The sequence below is a fragment of the Pedobacter sp. Hv1 genome (genome assembly GCF_001412215.1).
GTDB lineage: Bacteria > Bacteroidota > Bacteroidia > Sphingobacteriales > Sphingobacteriaceae > Pedobacter.
This window is the reverse complement of sequence record NZ_LLWP01000001.1, coordinates 569,311-590,376: the sequence shown is the minus strand read 5'-3', so window position 1 is coordinate 590,376 and position 21,066 is coordinate 569,311. Positions and strand designations below refer to the sequence as shown.

Sequence of the window (21,066 nt, the reverse complement as noted above, 5' to 3'; positions counted from 1 at the left end):
GCGAAGTACTACCAATTTTGTTAAATAAACCCGATTTAGTGGATGCCACCAAGGAGAGCATGGTGTGGTTGGTGGTGGCAGTAACGAGAGCGGGACTAAAATTGCCGAAGAACCAGTGTCATTGCTTTCCAAATCTTAGATCAAGTTAAACAATAAACGATTTTATGTAAATAAATCAGGATTAAACAAATTATCTGTCTTTTGCATTTGACAATGCATTTCAATTAACTTAGATTTGCACACAAAAAAATAGATATAATGAGTGTTTTAGTAAATAAAGATTCAAAAGTAATTGTTCAGGGTTTTACTGGTAATGAAGGTACCTACCATGCTGAACAAATGATAGCTTACGGTACAAACGTTGTTGGCGGGGTAACACCTGGTAAAGGCGGTCAAACACACTTGGACAGACCTGTATTTAACACGGTTAAAGATGCTGTTGATCAAGCTGGTGCTAACGTATCTATTATATTTGTACCACCTGCATTTGCAGCAGATGCAATTATGGAAGCTGCTGAAGGTGGAATCAAAGTAATTGTTTGTATTACAGAAGGTATCCCAACTAAGGATATGATTGCTGTAAAATCTTATATCAAAGGTAGAGATTGTCGTTTAATCGGTCCTAACTGTCCGGGTATTATTACTGCTGACGAAGCTAAAATTGGTATCATGCCAGGTTTTATCTTCAAAAGAGGTACAGTTGGTGTAGTTTCTAAATCAGGTACTTTAACTTACGAAGCGGTAGACCAAGTAGTGAAAGCTGGATTGGGAATTACAACTGCGATTGGTATTGGTGGAGACCCAATTATTGGTACAACGACTAAAGAAGCGGTAGAATTGTTAATGAACGATCCAGAAACTGAAGGTATCATCATGATTGGTGAAATTGGTGGTGGTATGGAAGCTGAAGCTGCATTATGGATTAAAGCAAATGGTACTAAACCAGTTGTTGGTTTCATTGCTGGTCAAACTGCGCCTCCAGGACGTAGAATGGGTCATGCTGGTGCTATTGTTGGTGGTGCTGATGATACTGCTGCTGCTAAAATGAAAATCATGGCTGAGTGTGGAATTACTGTAGTAGAAAGTCCTGCAGAAATTGGCGAAGCAATGGCTAATTTGTTAAAGAAATAATTTTAATCAAATATATTTTTGAAAGCGTTCTGCATTTGTAGGACGCTTTTTTGTTTACGAGCATTTTTTTTAACCACAAAGGTACTAAGAAGCACCAAGGGAATTGGGTTTTGTGTCTTGGTGGTGAAATATGAAGACTCGAGACTTCTGACTTTCGGACTATAAACATTGACGCCCACATGAAAATCAGAAGCTGATAAATGATTATATTTGTGTAAAGCTTGTAAGGAAAATCCTAATCTCGCGACAAAGCGTATATAGCTAATAAAATAGACAACAGATGAAATCGATGATCAATAAAACATTAATGGCATTAAGCCTGTTAGTTGTAACAAGTTTTGTAGCCTGTGCGCAACAAGCAGAAAAAACAACCCCATCTAAAACCACCAAGAAAATGGAATACAATAAATTAACAAAAGAGGAAGAAGATGTAATTGTTCGTAAAGGAACAGAATATCCAGGGACTGGTAAATATGATAAGTTTAATGAAAAAGGAACTTATACCTGTAAACGTTGCAACGCCGCTTTATACAAGTCAGATTCGAAATTTGATGCGCATTGCGGATGGCCAGCATTTGATGATGAAATTAAAGGGGCGGTAAAGCGTATTCCGGATGCTGATGGACAACGTACAGAAATTGTATGCGCCAATTGCAATGCACACCTAGGGCACGTATTTATTGGCGAAGGATTGACTGCTAAAAACACCCGTCATTGTGTCAATTCTATTTCTATGAATTTTGTTCCGGATAAGAAATAAGCGCATTGAAAAATAAGGAAAAGCCCTAACGAAAGTTGGGGCTTTTTTTTAACTTAAAATTGGTAAAACATGAAGGTCTTTTAATGATTAAAAAGGGTAAAATATATTAATTTGTTAACTGTATCTTGGGTCATTAATTTATAAATTGCTTCCCGAATTGAAGAAGATAGAAACCGCATGAAAAAAATAAGATAGATTCTTTTCAAAAATGGGTTAATTCAGATGAAAGACTTTCTGAAATGTTGGTGGCAATTCAAAATGCAGATGTACCTATTGTTGAACAGGCAGAAATGGCTTTTCAACAATTAGCTGATTTTTATAATTTACCTAAATTGCCAGAAGATATTATTTATGATGATACTAATGAAGACAACTCTATAGAAAAAGTGTCTGTCTATGAAGCATTGGGCCTGATCAAGTACCTAAATGCTGGTGAAGATCCCAGAGGTTTAGTGCTGTTTGCAGTTTATTGTGCTAAATATGGTCATAATATTGATCTTCAGGAAGTTTTTAAGAAGAAGTATGGTAATGAAATACCAACAAATATTGGTGTTGGTTTTAGAGGTGAAAACTCTAATGTCGAAATTATCTTTATTGATCAAAACCAAAGTTGGTTCGATTTAGGTTGTAAATTGTTCTTAAAAAACAGCTAATGTTAATGGTGTCAATCCTTCAAATTCATCAAGTATTTTAATTATTATCGTCCGTGAAGAATCAAGAATCTCTTTTGTTGCGCTAGTTTTGCATGGTTATTCACACCAAAAATCAATACAAAAAAGGCATAAAAAAATGATTTTGTATATTTGCCCTCCGCTGATCAAAACGATATGAAATTTCATTTGAAACTTTTACTGTTCATTTGCCTTGCTTCTTTCGCTGCAAAAGCACAACAAGTACCTACAAAAGAACCTGATACCGTTGTAAAAACTATTTTTGCTACTTATTATGCCAAAAAATTTGAAGGTAGAAAAACAACAAGTGGAGAAAGGTATAGGAGCAAAAAATATACAGCAGCACATCGTACCCTTCCATTTGGTACTATTGTAAAAGTTAAAAACTTGAGAACCGGAAAAACAGTAGAGGTAAGAGTGAACGATCGTGGTCCATTTAGCAAGAAGTTTTCGTTAGATATTTCAAGCTCAGCAGCCAAGGCCATAGGCATTTATAAGCTCGGTTATGCCAAGGTAGAAATCTCTTATGCTCAACCCCTATAAGTTGTACGTTTTTGGTGTTACAACTTCTGTTTTTAAAATTATTAACACTCGTTTTGATTCTGTAAGTCCTTAAAAAGAAATAATTAGCTTTTTTTGATGTTGTTTCTGACAGAATTCTGATGAAAAATGGCCTTCAATTTCACAACATGTTAACAACTTTGTAGCTCAAAAAATCCCTCAACTTCTATATTTGTTAAACAAAGTTCTTTAAAAGAATCCACTCCTAATATTATTTAAGTACTTAATATTTAGTTAATTAAAAACCTGCAAAAAATCAGCGTTTTTCAACATTCTAAAACTAAATGGTATTTGTTGGCGGCTGGATTTTGCTAAAGCTTTTAGGTTAAGGGGTTTGACATTATTTGAAGAATAAAGGGCATCCGGCCCAGATTTTAAAAATGGGAATAACCGATAAAAATTTCTAAACGTTAAAAAAAATTGAACTTATGGAAGAAGAGTTACTACTAAGAGAAAATAAGGATCGTTTTGTTCTTTTGCCGATTAAATATCCTGCGATTTGGGAGATGTACAAAAAGAGTGAAGCAAGTTTTTGGACGGCTGAAGAAATTGATTTATCAGACGATCAGAAACATTGGGATAACTTAAATAGCGGTGAAAGACATTTCATTTCTCATATTCTAGCCTTTTTCTCTGCCAGTGATGGTATTGTAAATGAGAACTTAGCCGTAAACTTCATGAGTGAGGTTCAATTGCCAGAAGCACGTTGTTTTTATGGTTTCCAAATTATGATGGAAAACATCCATGCAGAAACCTATGCTTTGCTGATTGATACTTATGTAAAAGATCCAGATGAGAAAGATCGTTTGTTCCATGCCATTGATACTGTTCCGGCAGTAAAAAGAAAAGCAGAATGGGCATTGCGTTGGATCGATAATGGAAATTTTGCCGAGCGTTTAGTTGCTTTTGCTGCGGTAGAAGGAATTTTCTTCAGCGGTAGTTTCTGCTCTATTTTTTGGTTAAAGAAACGTGGTTTAATGCCAGGTTTAACCTTTAGCAATGAGCTGATCTCTAGAGATGAGGGAATGCACTGCGAGTTTGCTTGTTTATTGTACAGTATGTTGGCAAACAAGTTGACCCAAGAAGCGGTTCATGGGATTATCAAAGATGCGGTAGAAATTGAGAAAGAATTTATTACCGATGCTTTACCAGTTGCCTTAATTGGTATGAATGCCAAACTAATGAGCCAATATATCGAGTTTGTAGCCGATAGATGGGTAGCTGAACTAGGTTATGCCAAAATATACAATGCTACCAATCCATTCGATTTTATGGAAATGATTTCACTACAAGGAAAAACCAATTTCTTTGAAAAAAGAGTAGGCGATTACCAAAAAAGTGGAGTGTTAACCTCTACAGAAGACAAAGCTTCGGCTTTTTCACTAGACGACGATTTTTAAAGAAAGCAGAAAGTTAAAAGCTTAAAGCCGAAAGAAATAAACAGGTAAAAATAGAAGGTTAGGGGTCTTTTTTACCAAAATGTAAAAAGTTAATTATAAGATTTAAGATGTGCGATTTGTTTCAAGTCTCATATCCCAAATCTCAAATCTGTTAAAGTATGTTTGTAATAAAAAGAGATGGCCGCCAAGAAGCGGTGAAGTTTGATAAGATAACTGCTCGTATTGAGAAGTTATGTTATGGTTTTAATGCAGAATTAGTAGACCCTATAGACGTTGCCAAGAAGGTAATTGAAGGTTTATATGATGGTGTTACTACTTCAGAACTTGATAATCTTGCGGCAGAAACGGCTGCATCCCTAACTACCAAACATCCAGATTATGCTTTGTTAGCTTCGCGTATTGCGGTATCTAACTTGCATAAAAATACAGTGAAGTCGTTCTCCAAAACGATGGAAATGTTATATACCTATATCGATCCTAAAACAGATAAACCATCATCATTAATTGCTGATGACGTTTGGGAAGTGATCAAGAACAATGCTGATATTTTAGATAGTACAATTATCTACGATAGAGATTTTGGTTTTGATTATTTTGGTTTTAAAACCCTAGAAAAATCTTACTTGTTAAAAGTAAATGGTCAGATTGTAGAGCGCCCACAACATTTATTTATGCGGGTGTCCGTTGGTATCCACAAAGAAGATATCGAAAGTGCAATCAAAACCTATAACTTAATGAGCGAGCGTTGGTTTACACATGCTACCCCAACTTTGTTCAATGCAGCTACACCTAAACCTCAAATGTCATCGTGCTTTTTATTAACTATGCAAGATGATAGTATTGAAGGAATTTACGATACCTTAAAACAAACCGCTAAAATCTCTCAAAGTGCTGGTGGTATTGGATTAAGTATCCATAACATCCGTGCAACAGGTGCTTATATTGGTGGTACAAATGGCACCAGTAATGGTATTGTACCAATGCTAAAAGTATTTAATGATACTGCTCGTTATGTAGATCAAGGTGGAGGTAAACGTAAAGGTGCATTTGCCATTTATATTGAGCCTTGGCATGCTGATATCTTTGCTTTCTTAGATCTACGTAAAAACCACGGTAAAGAAGAAATGCGTGCCCGCGATTTGTTCTATGCACTTTGGATCTGCGATTTATTTATGCAACGTGTAGAAGACAATGGCGATTGGAGCTTATTCTCTCCAGACGAGGCACCAGGCTTAGCAGATTGCCATAGTGAAGAATTTAATGAGCTCTATACCCGTTACGAAAAAGAAGGTAGAGCCCGTAAAACAATTAAAGCGCAAGAACTTTGGTTCGCTATTTTAGATGCGCAGATTGAAACAGGCACCCCTTATCTATTGTATAAGGATGCTGCAAATAGCAAATCTAACCAACAAAATTTAGGTACCATTAAAAGCTCTAACCTTTGTACCGAAATTATCGAGTATACTTCTAAAGATGAAGTAGCGGTATGTAACTTGGCTTCATTGGCTTTACCACGATTTGTAATTAACGGTGAGTTCGACCACCAAAAATTATATGAGGTAACTTATCAGGCCACCTTAAACTTAAATAGAATTATCGATCATAACTATTACCCAGTTATTGAAGCACAAAACTCTAACTTCCGCCACCGCCCAGTTGGTTTAGGTGTACAAGGTTTGGCCGATGCATTTATCTTAATGCGTTTACCATTTGAGAGCGATGCGGCTAAAGAATTGAATAAAGATATCTTTGAAACCATCTATTTTGCTTCAATGACAGCATCAGCTGATCTAGCTGTGAAAAATGGTGCCTACGAAACCTTTAAGGGTTCGCCTTTATCTAAAGGTAAATTCCAATTTGACTTATGGAACGTAACGCCATCAAGTAACCGTTGGGATTGGGCAAGCTTACGCAAACGTGTAGTTAAAACAGGCGTATACAACTCATTATTGGTAGCACCAATGCCAACTGCTTCTACTTCGCAGATTTTGGGTAACAACGAATGTTTTGAACCATACACTTCAAATATCTATACCAGAAGAGTATTGAGCGGAGAGTTTGTAGTGGTAAACAAACATTTATTGAAAGACCTAGTTGCTTTAGGCTTGTGGACACCAGCCATGAAAGACAGAATTATCTTGGCCAATGGCTCAATTCAAGACATTGCAGAAATTCCTGATTATATCAAAGAATTATACAAAACAGTTTGGGAAATTAAAATGCGTAACATCATCGATATGGCTGCCGATAGAGGTGCCTATATCTGTCAATCGCAATCGCTAAACTTGTTTATCAATGCCCCAAACACTTCAAAACTAACTTCAATGCACTTCTATGCTTGGAAAAAAGGATTGAAAACAGGTATGTACTACCTACGTACACAAGCGGCTTCGCAAGCTGTTAAGTTCACGGTAGAAAACCAAGGTGGTAAAGCAATAGAAGCAGTTATTCCAGATACAATTGCACAAGACCAAGTAGCTGAAGAAATTACCGATGGGCCAGTTTGCTCAATGGAAGATGGATGCATTAGCTGCTCAGGTTAATCTCATTAACCATACTACTTAACACAATTGACTTTGGCAGTTTTTTTATAACTGTCAAAGTTTTTTTTTGATATTTTAGGGCCATGAAAAAATATAAACTGCCAATCCTGCTTTTAATCATCACTGCTAGTATTTTTACGGCTTGTAAAAAAGAAAATAAAGAAACAGACCCATTATTGAGCAAAACCTGGAAAAGGGCTTTACAAGATAAAAATACAAGCACAAACCCTAAAGGTGATGTTCTGTACCAAGCTGTTACCGACTGTCAGAAAGACGATTTGTATAACTTTAATGCCGATGGAACTTTTAAAATAGATAATGGCACTGAAAAATGTGAGGTTACTGAAGAAAAAACAACAACAGGCACGTATAGTGTTGTCAATAAAGAAATCGTAATCAAGGGAGTGAAATATACATTAGCCGAAGCATCAGCAGACCAGCTTAAGTATTACATACCAGTAGCTTCGGGCAGTGGTTATACGTACGTTGTATTTTTATTGCAATAGCTCAACCACTTAAGATTCTAATTATTATGTAAAGGTTCTGGCTGTAAAGTACAGAACCTTATTTTTGTTTATACTTTTGTATTGCAATGAGGTAAGAAGCTATGCTAAACTAACCTGATGTACAAATGAACTAATTAACCAATGCATTAATGTATACTCCCGGTCATAGCAAACATGAAGTTATTCCCTGCGAACGTTGCGGAACAGCTATTGAGTGTAAGGCCAATTCTTATACCAAGTGTCAATGCAGTGCCGTTCAGTTGAGTATCAATGAGGTACAGCACATTAGCGAACTTTACGATGGTTGTTTATGTGCCAAATGTCTTTTCGAGCTGCAACAAGAATATCGAGAGAGTTTAAATTCCATTTAATTTGGAATATGGATAGCAACCAAAGTACCTTTTCCAATAGCTGAATCAAAATCGATAGTTCCTTTTAAAAAGGCAATTCTAGAGACCATATTCTTTAAACCAATTCCCTCGTTTTGGAGAAGAAGCGCAATATCAAAACCCTTTCCATCATCCTCAATTGTAATTGAAACCCCATCTTCATCTTTTAAAAACTGGAGGTTGAGCGTGTTGGCATTGGCATGTTTAATTACATTGTTTACCGTTTCTTGGATCACCCGATAAAGCACCGATTCAACTTGAGCATCTAACCGAGTATTTAAGCCAATGGTTTCTAAAGTAACTTTTAGCTGATCTTTATCAATCTTAGCCAGAAAATCTTTAACGGCAGTAGTTAATCCTGCTTTAATTAAAGCATTAGGCATCATTTGGTGAGAAATAGAACGCATTTCGTCGTAACTCTCATTCAATAGAGAAAGTACATTTTTGGTTTTCTCTTTCTCATGCTCATCAATGTATTGATAGGTTTTTACCAGTCCATTAAAACTAATTAAAGCTGTTGAAAGCAATTGTCCAACACCATCATGCAAATCTGCCGCAATTCGAATTCGTTCATTTTCTTCGGCACTTAAAACCGCCTTTGTAGTTTGTTCTTGCTGTTTATTAATTTCAGTTTGTAATTCGGCCCTGGCCTTTAGTTTTCTACGGTTAAGGATAAAATAAACAATAATTAGCCCAGTAACCATCACAATGCCAGAGATAAAAAGCAAGAGATTGCTTTGCTTGATTTTCAATTGCTGTATTAACGACTGTTGATTGAGCGATTTAATTTTCTCTTCTTTCTTTTCTGTCTCATAACGTACTTGATAAGCTGAAATGGTTTCAGTTTTATCTTTTTGAAATAAAGAATCCTTGATTTTGGTAGCACTTGCAAAAAGTTGGTAAGCTTTATCAAAATTGCCTTGTTGCGCATATATTTTTGATAAAATATGCTTTCCCTCCATTACCTCATTGCTGGCGCCAATGGCCTCAGCACCCTCAACAGCTTGCTGGGCATTTGCAGTGGCCTCTTTAAATCGCTTGAGTTTTAACATCAGCTTTGCGAAATAAATACGGGCAAAGGCGAGTTCTTTTCTATTGTTGTACTTTACATTGAGATCAATAGCAATAGTTAAGAAATCAATGGCTTTTTGTGTTTGTCCCAATTCGCCGTAGGCCATGCCAGCATTGACATAAGTAACGGGCAAAAATTGAAGAATATTAAGTTGTTTAAAGGTTTTCTGCGCTTTTAACGAATAATAGAGACAACTATCGTACTGTTTGGTGTAAAAATAAACCGAACCTAAATTAGCTTCAGTAAATGCCACCTCGCGAGCTTGTTTTAATTTTTGGTAAATGCCATTAGCCTCTCTATAATACTTGATTACGTTTTTGTAATCTCGATGAGCTTTGAAGAGAATGCCCAGATTAGTGCCTACCAAAGCGATGCCTTCAAGGTTTCGGTATTTTTTGTAGGTGTGGTAAGCTAAATTGTAATGTTTTAAGGATAAGGTAAAGTTGCCCAATTCATCGTAAGCAATACCAATGTTGTTTAAGGTATTGGCTGTTTTTAGCTCATCACCAATTTGTTGTCGCAGCTTTAGCGCAGCAGTATTGTAAGCTAACGATTGCTTGTAATTTCCTTGGGCCTCGTAGGTAACTGCCAAATTATGCAGGGCTTCTACCTCTATATGAATATTTTTCTGGGTTTTGGCAATTTTAAGCGCTTGGTAACCATACATACGGGCCGAATCTGGATGATGGTAACGGTACTCCCAACAAAGTTCGAGCAAGAGTGCAAGACGCTTCTTATCCTTTTGACTATTTAGCGCCTCCTTTAAACTATCTATCTTCGATTGTCCCATGGCCATGGTAATCGAACTGATGCACAATAAGATAAATACAGTTGCCTTTTTTACAGTTAAGATGGTTTGATGCATTGGCATGAGAAAGCAATTAAATCAACATAAAACTAGGCGATAACGGAGCTGATTTATATACCCACTAACACGTATTTTTTATTTAAAAACTTAAGTGTTAAATAAATATGTTTATTTTCATGCACGCTCAATTAATTTGCCATGAAAATATTGTTAGTAGATGACCATGCTATAGTTTCTGATGGTTTGCAGGCACTATTGCAAACCGTAGAAGGATTGGAGGTTGTGAACAAATTGACATCAGGAGACTTTGCTTTGGCTTATCTCAAACAACATCAGGTCGATATCATGATTACCGATTATGCCATGCCAGATATGGATGGTTTAACATTGGTGAAAAGATCAAAAGTGATCCAACCCAGCTTAAAGATTATCGTATTGAGCATGCATGATGAAGTGATCATGATCCGTGAAATGTTAGCCGCAGGTGTAGATGGATATGTATTGAAAAAATATGCCCAACAAGAATTGGTAAATGCCATAGAAACAGTAGAGAAGGGGAGGCAGTATTTTAGTGCCGAAGTAAATAAGGCATTATTGAGTGCGCTTTTGCCACAAGAAATGCCAGAAAACCAGATTACCGAACGAGAGTTGGAAGTATTGAGATTATTAGCCCAAGAACTGACCAGCAGACAGATTGCTGATCACCTGTTTATTAGCGAAAGAACAGTAGAAACTCATCGTAAAAATCTGATGCGCAAAACAGGTGCAAACAATGGCATTGGGTTAATGCGTTATGCCTATACTAAAAAGTTGTTGTAAAGCATATACCTTTTAGCCTTCCACCTTTTTTCTTTAACTTTGCAGCCTAATTTTGAATGAAAGAATTTTCAATGAGTGAATGATGTTTTATTCTATCATTCCATTCTTCTATCATTTAACTATTTTTAAGATATGAGCAAAGTAAAAGTTGGCTTGGTACAGATGAGCTGTACAAAGGATAAACAAGAAAATTTAGATAAAGCGATTGTTAAAGTAAGAGAAGCAGCAGCAAAAGGTGCGCAAATTGTTTGTTTACAAGAGCTGTTTACATCCCTTTACTTTTGCGATGTAGAAGATTACAGTAATTTTGATCTGGCAGAAGCTATTCCTGGTCCATCAACAGATGCATTATCGGTAGTGGCAAAAGAATTAAACGTAGTAATTATCGCTTCTTTATTTGAGAAACGTGCAGCAGGCTTATACCACAATACCACTGCAGTTTTAGATGCTGATGGTACTTATTTAGGTAAATATCGCAAAATGCATATTCCTGATGATCCTGCTTTTTATGAGAAATTTTATTTTACACCAGGAGATTTAGGCTATAAAGTTTTCGAAACCAAATTTGCTAAAATTGGTATTTTAATTTGCTGGGACCAATGGTATCCAGAAGCGTCTCGCATTACCGCATTAATGGGTGCCGATATCATGTTTTATCCAACCGCAATTGGTTGGGCTACTGATCAGGACGAAGAGACCAACCAAGACCAATACAATGCTTGGCAAACCATTCAACGTTCGCATGCAGTGGCCAATGGAGTACCTGTAGTGAGTGTAAATAGGGTAGGTTTTGAGCAAGATGGCGCCATGAAATTCTGGGGCGGTAGTTTTGCAACCAATGCACAGGGTAAATTACTTTACTTGGCCTCACACGATCAGGAAGAAACAACGGTTGTAGAATTGGATTTAAACCAAAGCGATTTTATGCGTAAACACTGGCCTTTTTTAAGAGACAGAAGAATTGATTCATACCAACCTATTACAAAAAGATACATTGATGAAGATTAATTTATTGATCGTTTTATTGCTGTTAAGTTTTTCAGTTGATGCGCAAAAGCTAGATATTGTACCAATCAACAAAAAACTGTACGTATACACCACTTATCATGAATATCAGGGTGAATTGGTTTCAGCCAATAGCATGTATTTGGTGACTACAAAAGGGGTGATTTTATTTGATACTCCTTGGGATCAAAGCCAAAACCAGCCTTTATTAGATGCAATAGAGAAAAAACACCACCAAAAAGTGATCAGGGTTTATGCCACACACTCTCATGGAGATAGAGCTGGTGGATTTGGTTTTTTCAATGCGAAAGGTATACCTACCTACGCTTCCAAACAAACCAATGATATTTTGAAAGCTGAAAAAAAACCGATGGCCTCCAATATTATTGAAACAGGAAAAACAGTTCAAATAGGAGATGGTCTTTTTCAAGTGGATTATTTTGGTGCCGGACATACCAAAGATAATGTGGTGGTATGGTTCCCTCAATATAAAGTATTAGATGGAGGTTGCTTGGTGAAAAGTGTGGAGACCGAAGGTTTAGGGTATATTGATGAAGCAGATTTAAAGGCATGGCCAAAAACAATCCTAGCAATCAAAAATAAATACAAAAAAATTAATCAGGTAATAGCTGGACACGATGATTGGAAAGCTCATGGTGCTTTAGAAAAAACTTTAGAATTACTTAAAAGGAATAAAAATTGATAACTACCGACTCAAATACCCCGAAAAAACAAGGTTATGCATTTCCAGCCGAATGGGCTAAACATGAAGCAACTTGGTTGAGCTGGCCTCATAAAGAGGAATCATGGCCGGGTAAAATTGAAACAATTTATGAACCTTACTGCCAATTTATTAAGGTGGTGGCCAAAGGCGAAAAGGTGCGTGTCAATGTAAGAAATGAAGAAATGAAGGCCGATGCCATTACTCATCTCCAAAAAGTTGATGCAGATTTAAGCCAGATCGAATTTTATTTTAATGAGAGTAATGATGCTTGGTGCCGCGACCATGGTCCGGCATTTGTATTAAAAGGTAATGAAAAAGCCGTAATAGATTGGGGCTATAATGCTTGGGGTGGAAAATATCCACCTTATGATCTAGATGATGTGATCCCAACCAAAATTGCACAACATTTTAACTTGCCTTTATTTACGCCAGATATTGTAATGGAAGGAGGTTCTGTAGAATTTAATGGTGCGGGAACTATTTTAACTAGTACGGCCTGTTTATTGAATAAAAATAGAAACCCACATTTAAATAAGGAACAGATTGAAACTTATTTAAAAGAATTTTATGGCGCAGAACAAGTGTTATGGGTAGGAGATGGTATTGTTGGTGATGATACCGATGGTCATATTGATGACATTACCCGTTTTGTGAACGAAGATACTGTACTTACCGTTGTAGAAAGTAACCCTTTAGATGAGAACTATTTATTGTTGCAAGAAAACCTAGAGTTGTTAAGAGGAATGAGATTGTTAGATGGGCGACCATTGAACATTATCAAATTACCTATGCCATCGCCGGTTATTCATGAAGACACTCGTTTGCCTGCATCTTATGCTAATTTTTACATTGCCAATGCAGCAGTAATTGTACCTACATTCAGAGATGTAAATGATCCAATTGCCTTAGAAATTATTCAGAAGGCTTTTCCGGATAGAGCAGTAATCGGAATAGATTCTACAGATATTATTTGGGGTTTAGGCAGTTTCCACTGTTTGAGCCAACAAGAGCCAGCGGTTTAGCTTGAGGGGAGTAGGGAATAGTAAATAGGGAATAGGAAATAGAAAATGGCTTGGGAAACCAATTGGCAATTTTCAGTTGGTAATGGTCGGTTAACCACTTAAGCAATTAACCAGTTAACCAATTTACGTTTGGTACTGGGCAGTTAAACAATTAACCAATTAAAACAGTGTACAGTTATCCTAAACATATCGAAGGATTGAAGAGAAGAAGTTAACAGATTATCAAAAACAAAAAATAGATTATATCTTTGGTCTTGGCCTAGCTCAGACCGACATTAATTATAAAATAATGAAATTACTAGAAGGAAAAACCGCACTGATTACTGGTGCATCAAAAGGAATAGGCCGCAAAATAGTCGAAAAATTTGCAGAACAAGGTGCTAACGTTGCCTTTACTTATTTATCATCTGTAGAAAAGGGACAAGCTTTAGAGCAAGAGCTACAAAGCTTTGGTACTAAGGTAAAAGGTTATCGCTCTGATGCCTCAAAATTTGATGAAGCAGAACAACTGATCAATGATATTGTAGCCGAATTTGGAACAATTGATATTGTGGTTAACAATGCAGGTATTACCAAAGATGGTTTATTGATGCGTATGAGCGAAGAAAATTGGGATGAAGTGATGAATGTAAATCTGAAATCGATTTTTAACGTAACCAAAGCAGCCTCTAAAGTGATGATGAAAGCACGTAAAGGTGTATTCATTAACATGAGTTCTGTGGTAGGCGTTACAGGCAACGCAGGTCAGGCTAATTATGCAGCCTCAAAAGCAGGGATCATCGGTTTTACCAAATCTGTAGCTAAAGAATTGGGTTCTCGTAACATCCGTGCCAACGTTGTTGCGCCTGGTTTTATCCGTACAGAAATGACAGATGTGCTAGATCCGGCAGTAGTAGCAGGTTGGGAAAAAGATATTCCATTAAAACGTGCTGGAGAGACAGAAGATATTGCTAATGTTTGTGTTTTCTTGGCCTCTGATATGAGTGCTTATGTAACTGGACAAACCTTATCTGTTTGTGGCGGAATGCTATAAGAGATTAAAGACAGAAGTACAAAGATTAAAGACAATACTATAAAGTTAAAGGGCGTAAGGTTTAATCAATCTTAGGCCCTTTTTATTTGATGATGTAATTGCCTGCTTCTTGGTTAATTGTAGGTAAGGTTTGACCTTGCTCAAAAGCTACATATCCTTTTTGTAAAGTTTTCCAAAAATTGGCTTGTTGAGGATAAAGTGCTGTATATTTTTTAAGATTGGCAGCTGTCATTTTAAAAGGGAAGATATGTACAGGAATCTCCAATTGCCCATTGTTTCGTGCTTCAACAGCCAATACATATACTTCTTTGATTTTTTCATCAGTTAAGGGGATACAACCAACGGTTACACAATTTCCATGGATGTAAATATCACCACCAGGTTTCTTTGAGGGGCCTGTTCTAGCCAGATCAACTTTGTTGGGATAATCAACCCCTAATGATAAATGGTAAGTGCTTTCGGGATTAAAAACATTGATGTTATAAAACCCTTCAGGGGTCTGCAAATCGCCTTCCATTATTTTGGGTCCAATAGTGCCCGAGTGTGCACAAAAGTCGTAAGTTTTAAACAGTTTATACCTACTTTGTTTGCTAGTTTTTAGCCAAAGCTCTAATTTACCTTCAGTTTTATAAGCTGCAATAAAAAGCTGTAAATCATTCTGCAGCCCAACCTTTTGTAAATCCTTTTGAAGGTTGGCCCATTTTTCATCATAGGCGTTTTTAACCCGTTCAAACTTCAGTTGATTTTCTTTAAAAGTAGTTTGGGCAAAAGAAGAAGAAATGGTCATCATTAAAATGCACACGGTTTTTATTAATATTTTCATCTGTAAATAAGCTGTTTTTCAATAGCGATAGCGCAATCATGCTTTGTATATTCATCTCCATTGGCGATGAAATCATGATGCTTTTAATTATTAGCTATTTCGCAAACAAATTACGTTGATTTTTTTAGAAAATTAGCATCTTTACGTTTAAAGCTTATGGGTAATTTTTTTACAGCCACTTCCGTATTTACTTTTCTTGCCTGCCTATTGTTAGGGTGTTTGTATGCTTGGATTTTATATGGTAGGCATCAAAACCTGACCAAAAATTTAAAATACGCATTAGCTGCATTAAGAATTATTGTAGTAACCTTAATTACATGGTTGCTTTTTGCACCTTTGGTTAAACGGATCAGTTATACTCCTGAAAAACCGATTATTGTTTTGGCACACGATAATTCTATTTCTGTTGCCCAGGTAGAACCTGTTGGTTTCGATAAAAAGAAATATCAACAAGATCTTCAAAAACTAGCCGAACAGCTTTCTGCCAAATATGAAGTAAAGACCTATAGTTTTAGCGATAGTGTAAAAGCAGGGTTAGATTTTTCTGGAAAAGGAAAGTTAAGTAATGCCACAGGTTTGATCAACCAATTAAATGATGAATTGCTAAATCGCAATGTTGGGGCGGTGATTATAGCCAGCGATGGTATTTTTAATAGGGGAGGTAATCCATTATACGAACTGAACCAGATCAAAGCACCCATTTATACCATTGCAATGGGCGATACCATAGCCAAAAGAGACGTTTTAATTGCCAATGTCAATTACAATAATTTGGTGTACTTAGACAATGAATTTACACTTGATATTCAGGTACAGGCTTTTGAGAGCAAAGGGGAAACCACTCAACTTTCTGTTTCAGAAAATGGCAAAAAAATAAAAGAAGAGCCCATTGCTATAAACACCAATGGTTTTGTAAAGGATGTACAAATTAAGTTGAAGGCCAATAAAATCGGTATCCAAAAATATACCATCAACTTGTCGCCTGTAAAGAATGAAATTACCACCAAAAACAATAGCCAGACTATATTCATTGAGGTAATTGATGCCCGACAGAAAGTATTGATAGCTGCAGCGGCCCCACATCCAGATATTGCCACGCTAAAACAAGCAATTGAACTAAATAAACACTATGAAGTTACCCTTGCTCTAGCTGATGATTTAAATACCGTAGATGCGAATAAGTATAGTTTGGCCATCTTGTATCAACTGCCGGGCAATGCGAATACTGCAAGCGCTTTAATTCATAAATTACAAGAGGCTAGAGTTTCTTTATGGTACATTGTTGGAGGACAAAGTAATATCGGGGCATTTAATCAGGCGCAAAAACTGCTTAATTTTAGCAGGGCCAATGGCTCATTACAGGAAGTTTTTCCTTATCCAGATGCTAATTTTACCACATTTAACCTAGATGCCAATAGTTTAAAGCAGTTAAAAGATTACGATCCGTTACAAGTACCCTTTGCCAATATCAGTATCAATGGCAGTTACACTGCTGCACTAAACCAACGCATTGGAAGGGTCAATACCCAAAGTCCATTGTTGTTTTTTATCAATGACAATGGTAAAAAATTAGGTTTTTTATTGGGAGAGGGGATCTGGAAATGGAAACTGGAAGAAGCTAAAAACGAACAAAATTTCCCATTGGTAAACGAACTGATATCGAAAACCATCCAATATCTTTCTGTTAAAGATGATAAAAGGAAGTTTAAAGCCTATAGTAGTAAAAATACATACGAAGAAAATGAAAATGTGATTTTAAATGCTACTTTATACAATGATGCTTATGAACCGGTAAATACACCAGATGTAAAAACCCAAATCAAAAACGCAGAAGGGAAAGTGTTCAACTATACCTTTTCAAAATTTGGTGCTGCCTACAGATTAGACGCTGGAACTTTGCCTCAAGGGAATTACACCTACATTGCCACTACCAATTTAGGAGATCAAAAATATACAGCAGCAGGTGCCTTTTATGTCAATGCCTTAATTGCCGAATACCAACAAACCACAGCCAATCATCAGTTGTTATACACCATGGCACAGCAAAACAATGGTAAAATGGTAATGCCTAACAATTTGTTAAATTTAGCAGATGAAATAGAGAAAAGTGGTCAGGTAAAAACAATCAGTTATGAAGATCGTAAATACGAAGAACTGATCAGTTTGAAATGGTTGTTTATATTGATCGTTGCCTTGTTAAGTATAGAGTGGTTTTTAAGAAAACGTAACGGAGAAATCTAATGGAACTCAATACAATAGATGCCATAGAAATCATAGGGACCATTTCCTTTGCCATTTCTGGTTCTTTTGCAGCCATGCAGAGGCGATTAGATCCCTTTGGTGTATTGATTATTGCATTTGTAACTTCTATTGGTGGTGGTACCGTTAGGGATATGCTGCTTGGAGATACACCAGTAGCCTGGATGCGAGATGTAAACTATTGTCTGCTGATTTTAGTCACCTCATTGTTGACCATTTTCTTTAAAACCCATATCAAAAAATTTAAGGTGACCCTTTTTTTATTCGATTCGTTGGGTTTAGGTTTATTTACCATGGTAGGTGTGCAAAAAGGCATTGTTTTCGGCCTTAGCCCGGGTATTTGTGTAGCATTGGGTACCATTACAGGTTGTTTTGGAGGTATAATCCGCGATACTTTATTGAATACCATTCCTTTGATCTTTAGAAAAGAAATTTATGCTACGGCCTGCATATTAGGAGGTATACTTTATTTTGCTTTGTTGTATTTTAACCTGAAGGCAGATGTGGCAAAAATAATAGTGATTGCCTTTATTTTTACGTTACGAATTATTGTAGTTCGCTACAAACTGGCGTTGCCGAAGTTTGGTTATTGAGAAGAAAGGTTAATGATATAAATATTCTTCCAATTCCCCTTTTTGGTTGGCCTCATTCAATTGCCAAAGCTTGGTAGACCAACTTTTTTTGCTGTTTTGCTTATTAAGGTAAGGTAATATCAATTGCATGGTACCCAAAATCAAAGCTTTTTGATCTTTAATGGTTGGGTTTTCAAGGGTATATTTGGTAAAGCCTGCCATATAAATCAATATCAGGTCAGAATCTGTATTAAAGAAATCAACTTCTTTATCTTCCAATAAAAAGGTATAATCTGGTGTTCCATTCATCCATTTGATCAAAAACTGCCCAGCTTCAGTTCTGGAAGTGTTTTTTTTATCAATTGGAGTAGCAAATAAGTAATCCGTTACTTTGAGTACCAGTGTTTCCGTTCCTCTATAATTCGATTTTTTGTTAAGCTTAACGTGTTTCAGATTGGGGAAATCTTGCGAATAGGAATAATTGATACCAAGAGTACATAACAAGAAAAATAAGATTGTTTTTTTCATGACCCTTTTACAAAAGTTATTTCATTCTTTAAAACGAATATAAGGATTTGGAATAAAAATTCTTAAGAAATGTTTAATTGGTGCTGCTATTTTTTGCATCACCTTTTACAATGACGAAAACATCTTCATTGGCCTTTTTCATGAAATATTTCTCACGGGCAAATTTTTCAGCAGTATTGAGGTTGCTATCTAATTCTTTTAGGTCTTTTTTAACTGCAGCGGTTTCCTTGGTATAAAAGTCTTTCTCTTGCTGTAGTTTATTCACTTCTGCACGATATTCGTATTGAGAAAGCATATCGTTTTTGTCAAAAAACAACATCCATACTGCAAAAGCTACCACAGCTAAAAAGTATTTGTTCCGCAAAAGTTCCAATAGACGTTTCATTATAACAAATATAGAAATCGTTTACCAATTAATAACAAATAATACTCGGATTATTAAAACAATTTAAAAATGTAAAATATTTGTTAAATTAGGATTATAAAAATGCAAGAAGAAGTAAAAAATGAGGATGTTGAGCTAATTTCCATGATAAAGGATGGAGATCGAGCTGCATTTAATAAAATATACAACCGTTACTGGAAGTTGCTTTACGATTCTGCATATAAAATTTTTCAAGACGAAGACATTATTTCAGATATATTGCAGGAAGTTTTTATTAGTCTATGGCAAAGAAGAGATATCGTCGAAATACAGAATTTGAAGGCTTATCTTTATCAAGCAGTACGATTTGCCACCTTAAAAGCCATCCGAACACAAAAAACAGATCGAAAGCTTTATGATAGGCTTGCAGAAATTACAACCGAAATATTTACTGAAGATCCACTGATTTTTAAAGAACAACAATACCTCATTCAGCACCTTCTTGATAAACTTCCGGCAGATTGCCAAGAAATATTTATCATGAGCAGAGAAGAAAGCTTGACCTATAAACAAATTGCTGAAGTACTTCAAATTTCAATAAAAACTGTAGAGAAGAAGATGACAAGATCTCTTAAACTGATAAGAGGAGGGCTAAATATTGAGTTTTGCCTTAGTATTGTACTTTCTTATGGTACGTTCAATTTTTAAATACGTATTCACAGCTACAACTTAATTTATTTACATTTTTTTGAAAAAGATAATATAGCGTAGGGTATCGCTTATATTTTGGTACATATAACATATTAGGCGTGTGTATGCAAAAAGAACAGTTTTTATCCCTTATCAATCGCTACATCAATGGTACGGCCTCAGAAGCAGAGAAGCTGCTAGTAGATCGGTATTATGAAAAATTGCAAACGGAAAGAATAACAGCTATGGCTACCGAAAAAGAGGAGCAACTACAGTTAAGAATTCTGGAAGAAATAAATTTGAGCATTGATGAAACAACACTTGCAACTCAACAACCAATAAGAAAAATCAAACTAGTTAGGCTGCGTTGGGCAGCCGTTGTCGCAATGCTGATTGTAGCAATAGGTGGATTGCTTCTCTACAATGATCATCAATTGAAAATGGTGCCTAAAATAGATGATGCCGCTCAAATATTGCCTGGAGGAAATAAAGCAATGTTGATTTTGGAAGATGGTTCGGCTATTGATTTGAATAAGGCAAATAAGGGTATAATTGCCAGTCAGGCGGGTTTGGACATAGAAAAAGCTGCTGATGGTCAATTGGTGTATTCACGTTTAGCAGATGAACAAACAGATGGGCCGATAAAATACAATACCGTAATTACACCAAATGGAGGTAAATATGAAGTTACCTTATCAGATGGAACAAAGGTTTGGTTAAACGCTGCTTCAAGTCTTCAATATCCTTCTAATTTTACCGGAAAAGAAAGAAAAGTAATCCTTAAAGGAGAAGGCTACTTTGAAGTTAGTCATAACCCATCCAAACCTTTTATCGTAAGTTCAGCTAAACAAGATGTGGAGGTATTGGGCACACATTTCAACATCAATACGTATGCTGATGAGCAGACGGTTAAAACCACTTTATTAGAAGGAAGTGTAAAGGTAACAAGAACTTTAAGTGGAAAAACAACTGATCAGCTTTATCTCAAGCCAAATCAACAGGCTGTACTGGCACCAAATGATGTTAGCGTTAAAATGGTAGATGCTACTGCTGCCATAGATTGGAAAAACGAATGTTTCATCTTTAAAAAAGAAGATATCAAATCGATTATGAGAAAGTATGCCCGCTGGTATGATATGGATGTAGTGTATGTTGGTAATGTAGATCAATTGAAATACAGTGGAAAAATTTCTAGAAATAAAAATCTTAAAGAGGCACTCCAAGTACTCTTGTTAACGGGTGATTTAAAAATTAAAATTGAAGGAAGGAGGATTACAGTGATGCCATAAATTTTACTCTGGGACAGGCTGTAACAAAAAAATCCGAAAGTGCTCGATACACTTCCGGACAATGGTTCGGTTTACCCTCTCTTTATTTTACGCAAAA

Annotated in this window: 21 protein-coding genes; 17 read left to right on the top strand and 4 right to left on the bottom strand. The window is 36.1% G+C overall.

The window, feature by feature from the left end; genetic code table 11:
* Positions 1-258 precede the first annotated feature (258 nt).
* From sucD to AQF98_RS21780, 8 genes are all read left to right on the top strand, one after another.
* Positions 259-1,131, top strand: coding sequence for a succinate--CoA ligase subunit alpha (gene sucD, locus AQF98_RS02785; RefSeq protein ID WP_055130388.1), 873 nt, complete (start codon positions 259-261; stop codon positions 1,129-1,131).
* Positions 1,132-1,411: 280 nt separating this feature from the next.
* Positions 1,412-1,891 (top strand): methionine-R-sulfoxide reductase, encoded by a 480-nt coding sequence (locus AQF98_RS02780; protein ID WP_055130387.1) that lies wholly within the window; start codon positions 1,412-1,414, stop codon positions 1,889-1,891.
* Between the two features lie 245 nt (positions 1,892-2,136).
* Entirely contained in the window at positions 2,137-2,544 is a 408-nt protein-coding gene (locus tag AQF98_RS02775) for a hypothetical protein (RefSeq protein WP_152969618.1), read from the top strand.
* Between the two features lie 174 nt (positions 2,545-2,718).
* A complete protein-coding gene (locus AQF98_RS02770; RefSeq protein ID WP_055130385.1) occupies positions 2,719-3,105 on the top strand; it encodes a septal ring lytic transglycosylase RlpA family protein in 387 nt (128 codons plus the stop codon).
* Between the two features lie 446 nt (positions 3,106-3,551).
* A complete protein-coding gene (locus AQF98_RS02765; RefSeq protein WP_055130384.1) occupies positions 3,552-4,523 on the top strand; it encodes a ribonucleoside-diphosphate reductase small subunit in 972 nt (323 codons plus the stop codon).
* Between the two features lie 158 nt (positions 4,524-4,681).
* Complete coding sequence (locus AQF98_RS02760; protein ID WP_055130383.1) at positions 4,682-7,066, top strand: ribonucleoside-diphosphate reductase subunit alpha; 2,385 nt, start codon at positions 4,682-4,684, stop codon at positions 7,064-7,066.
* Between the two features lie 83 nt (positions 7,067-7,149).
* On the top strand, positions 7,150-7,572 hold the full coding sequence (locus AQF98_RS02755; RefSeq protein WP_055130382.1) for a lipocalin family protein: 423 nt from the start codon (positions 7,150-7,152) through the stop codon (positions 7,570-7,572).
* 149 nt (positions 7,573-7,721) lie between these two features.
* A complete protein-coding gene (locus tag AQF98_RS21780) occupies positions 7,722-7,943 on the top strand; it encodes a cysteine-rich CWC family protein (RefSeq protein WP_082434876.1) in 222 nt (73 codons plus the stop codon).
* On the opposite strand, the gene AQF98_RS02750 is transcribed toward AQF98_RS21780, so the two are convergent.
* Entirely contained in the window at positions 7,940-9,904 is a 1,965-nt protein-coding gene (locus AQF98_RS02750; protein ID WP_055130381.1) for a sensor histidine kinase, read from the bottom strand. The genes AQF98_RS21780 and AQF98_RS02750 overlap by 4 nt on opposite strands.
* Before the next feature lie 135 nt (positions 9,905-10,039).
* On the opposite strand from AQF98_RS02750, the gene AQF98_RS02745 reads away from it, so the two are divergent.
* The 5 genes from AQF98_RS02745 to fabG all read left to right on the top strand — a co-directional run bounded on the left by AQF98_RS02745 (position 10,040) and on the right by fabG (position 14,444).
* Positions 10,040-10,660, top strand: coding sequence for a response regulator transcription factor (locus AQF98_RS02745; protein ID WP_055130380.1), 621 nt, complete (start codon positions 10,040-10,042; stop codon positions 10,658-10,660).
* Between the two features lie 132 nt (positions 10,661-10,792).
* A complete protein-coding gene (locus AQF98_RS02740; RefSeq protein ID WP_055130379.1) occupies positions 10,793-11,668 on the top strand; it encodes a carbon-nitrogen hydrolase in 876 nt (291 codons plus the stop codon).
* Complete coding sequence (bla, locus tag AQF98_RS02735) at positions 11,658-12,368, top strand: BlaB/IND/MUS family subclass B1 metallo-beta-lactamase (RefSeq protein ID WP_055130378.1); 711 nt, start codon at positions 11,658-11,660, stop codon at positions 12,366-12,368. Before AQF98_RS02740 ends, bla begins: the two co-directional genes overlap by 11 nt.
* Positions 12,365-13,411, top strand: coding sequence for an agmatine/peptidylarginine deiminase (locus AQF98_RS02730; protein ID WP_055130377.1), 1,047 nt, complete (start codon positions 12,365-12,367; stop codon positions 13,409-13,411). Before bla ends, AQF98_RS02730 begins: the two co-directional genes overlap by 4 nt.
* Before the next feature lie 289 nt (positions 13,412-13,700).
* Positions 13,701-14,444 (top strand): 3-oxoacyl-[acyl-carrier-protein] reductase, encoded by a 744-nt coding sequence (gene fabG, locus AQF98_RS02725; protein WP_055130376.1) that lies wholly within the window; start codon positions 13,701-13,703, stop codon positions 14,442-14,444.
* Positions 14,445-14,526: 82 nt separating this feature from the next.
* Here the strand turns inward: fabG and AQF98_RS02720 are convergent, their stop codons facing one another.
* The gene (locus AQF98_RS02720; RefSeq protein ID WP_055130375.1) at positions 14,527-15,267 is read right to left on the bottom strand and encodes a murein L,D-transpeptidase family protein; all 741 of its coding nucleotides are present in this window, start codon (positions 15,265-15,267) and stop codon (positions 14,527-14,529) included.
* Positions 15,268-15,423: 156 nt separating this feature from the next.
* Between AQF98_RS02720 and AQF98_RS02715 the strand changes: the two genes are divergently transcribed.
* On the top strand, positions 15,424-17,508 hold the full coding sequence (locus tag AQF98_RS02715) for a hypothetical protein (RefSeq protein ID WP_055130374.1): 2,085 nt from the start codon (positions 15,424-15,426) through the stop codon (positions 17,506-17,508).
* Complete coding sequence (locus tag AQF98_RS02710) at positions 17,508-18,119, top strand: trimeric intracellular cation channel family protein (protein WP_055130373.1); 612 nt, start codon at positions 17,508-17,510, stop codon at positions 18,117-18,119. Before AQF98_RS02715 ends, AQF98_RS02710 begins: the two co-directional genes overlap by 1 nt.
* A gap of 9 nt (positions 18,120-18,128) precedes the next feature.
* Here AQF98_RS02710 and AQF98_RS02705 read toward each other — a convergent pair whose 3' ends face one another.
* A complete protein-coding gene (locus AQF98_RS02705) occupies positions 18,129-18,626 on the bottom strand; it encodes a hypothetical protein (protein ID WP_055130372.1) in 498 nt (165 codons plus the stop codon).
* Between the two features lie 73 nt (positions 18,627-18,699).
* Positions 18,700-19,011: a septum formation initiator family protein gene (locus AQF98_RS02700; protein WP_055130371.1), complete on the bottom strand. Its 312-nt coding sequence runs from the start codon at positions 19,009-19,011 to the stop codon at positions 18,700-18,702.
* A gap of 102 nt (positions 19,012-19,113) precedes the next feature.
* On the opposite strand from AQF98_RS02700, the gene AQF98_RS02695 reads away from it, so the two are divergent.
* Complete coding sequence (locus tag AQF98_RS02695; protein ID WP_055130370.1) at positions 19,114-19,698, top strand: RNA polymerase sigma factor; 585 nt, start codon at positions 19,114-19,116, stop codon at positions 19,696-19,698.
* Between the two features lie 107 nt (positions 19,699-19,805).
* Positions 19,806-20,969: a FecR family protein gene (locus tag AQF98_RS02690; protein WP_055130369.1), complete on the top strand. Its 1,164-nt coding sequence runs from the start codon at positions 19,806-19,808 to the stop codon at positions 20,967-20,969.
* Positions 20,970-21,066: the final 97 nt, after the last annotated feature.

Bases quoted from the DNA above. Each gene is read 5' to 3' on its own strand.
- AQF98_RS02700 (WP_055130371.1), bottom strand. From the start codon at position 19,011: ATGAAACGTCTATTGGAACTTTTGCGGAACAAATACTTTTTAGCTGTG.
- bla (WP_055130378.1), top strand. From the start codon at position 11,658: ATGAAGATTAATTTATTGATCGTTTTATTGCTGTTAAGTTTTTCAGTT.
- AQF98_RS02690 (WP_055130369.1), top strand. From the start codon at position 19,806: ATGCAAAAAGAACAGTTTTTATCCCTTATCAATCGCTACATCAATGGT.
- AQF98_RS02720 (WP_055130375.1), bottom strand. From the start codon at position 15,267: ATGAAAATATTAATAAAAACCGTGTGCATTTTAATGATGACCATTTCT.
- AQF98_RS02740 (WP_055130379.1), top strand. From the start codon at position 10,793: ATGAGCAAAGTAAAAGTTGGCTTGGTACAGATGAGCTGTACAAAGGAT.
- AQF98_RS02760 (WP_055130383.1), top strand. From the start codon at position 4,682: ATGTTTGTAATAAAAAGAGATGGCCGCCAAGAAGCGGTGAAGTTTGAT.
- AQF98_RS02745 (WP_055130380.1), top strand. From the start codon at position 10,040: ATGAAAATATTGTTAGTAGATGACCATGCTATAGTTTCTGATGGTTTG.
- AQF98_RS02770 (WP_055130385.1), top strand. From the start codon at position 2,719: ATGAAATTTCATTTGAAACTTTTACTGTTCATTTGCCTTGCTTCTTTC.
- AQF98_RS02715 (WP_055130374.1), top strand. From the start codon at position 15,424: ATGGGTAATTTTTTTACAGCCACTTCCGTATTTACTTTTCTTGCCTGC.
- AQF98_RS02765 (WP_055130384.1), top strand. From the start codon at position 3,552: ATGGAAGAAGAGTTACTACTAAGAGAAAATAAGGATCGTTTTGTTCTT.
- AQF98_RS02755 (WP_055130382.1), top strand. From the start codon at position 7,150: ATGAAAAAATATAAACTGCCAATCCTGCTTTTAATCATCACTGCTAGT.
- AQF98_RS02780 (WP_055130387.1), top strand. From the start codon at position 1,412: ATGAAATCGATGATCAATAAAACATTAATGGCATTAAGCCTGTTAGTT.
- fabG (WP_055130376.1), top strand. From the start codon at position 13,701: ATGAAATTACTAGAAGGAAAAACCGCACTGATTACTGGTGCATCAAAA.
- AQF98_RS02710 (WP_055130373.1), top strand. From the start codon at position 17,508: ATGGAACTCAATACAATAGATGCCATAGAAATCATAGGGACCATTTCC.
- AQF98_RS21780 (WP_082434876.1), top strand. From the start codon at position 7,722: ATGTATACTCCCGGTCATAGCAAACATGAAGTTATTCCCTGCGAACGT.
- sucD (WP_055130388.1), top strand. From the start codon at position 259: ATGAGTGTTTTAGTAAATAAAGATTCAAAAGTAATTGTTCAGGGTTTT.
- AQF98_RS02750 (WP_055130381.1), bottom strand. From the start codon at position 9,904: ATGCCAATGCATCAAACCATCTTAACTGTAAAAAAGGCAACTGTATTT.
- AQF98_RS02705 (WP_055130372.1), bottom strand. From the start codon at position 18,626: ATGAAAAAAACAATCTTATTTTTCTTGTTATGTACTCTTGGTATCAAT.
- AQF98_RS02695 (WP_055130370.1), top strand. From the start codon at position 19,114: ATGCAAGAAGAAGTAAAAAATGAGGATGTTGAGCTAATTTCCATGATA.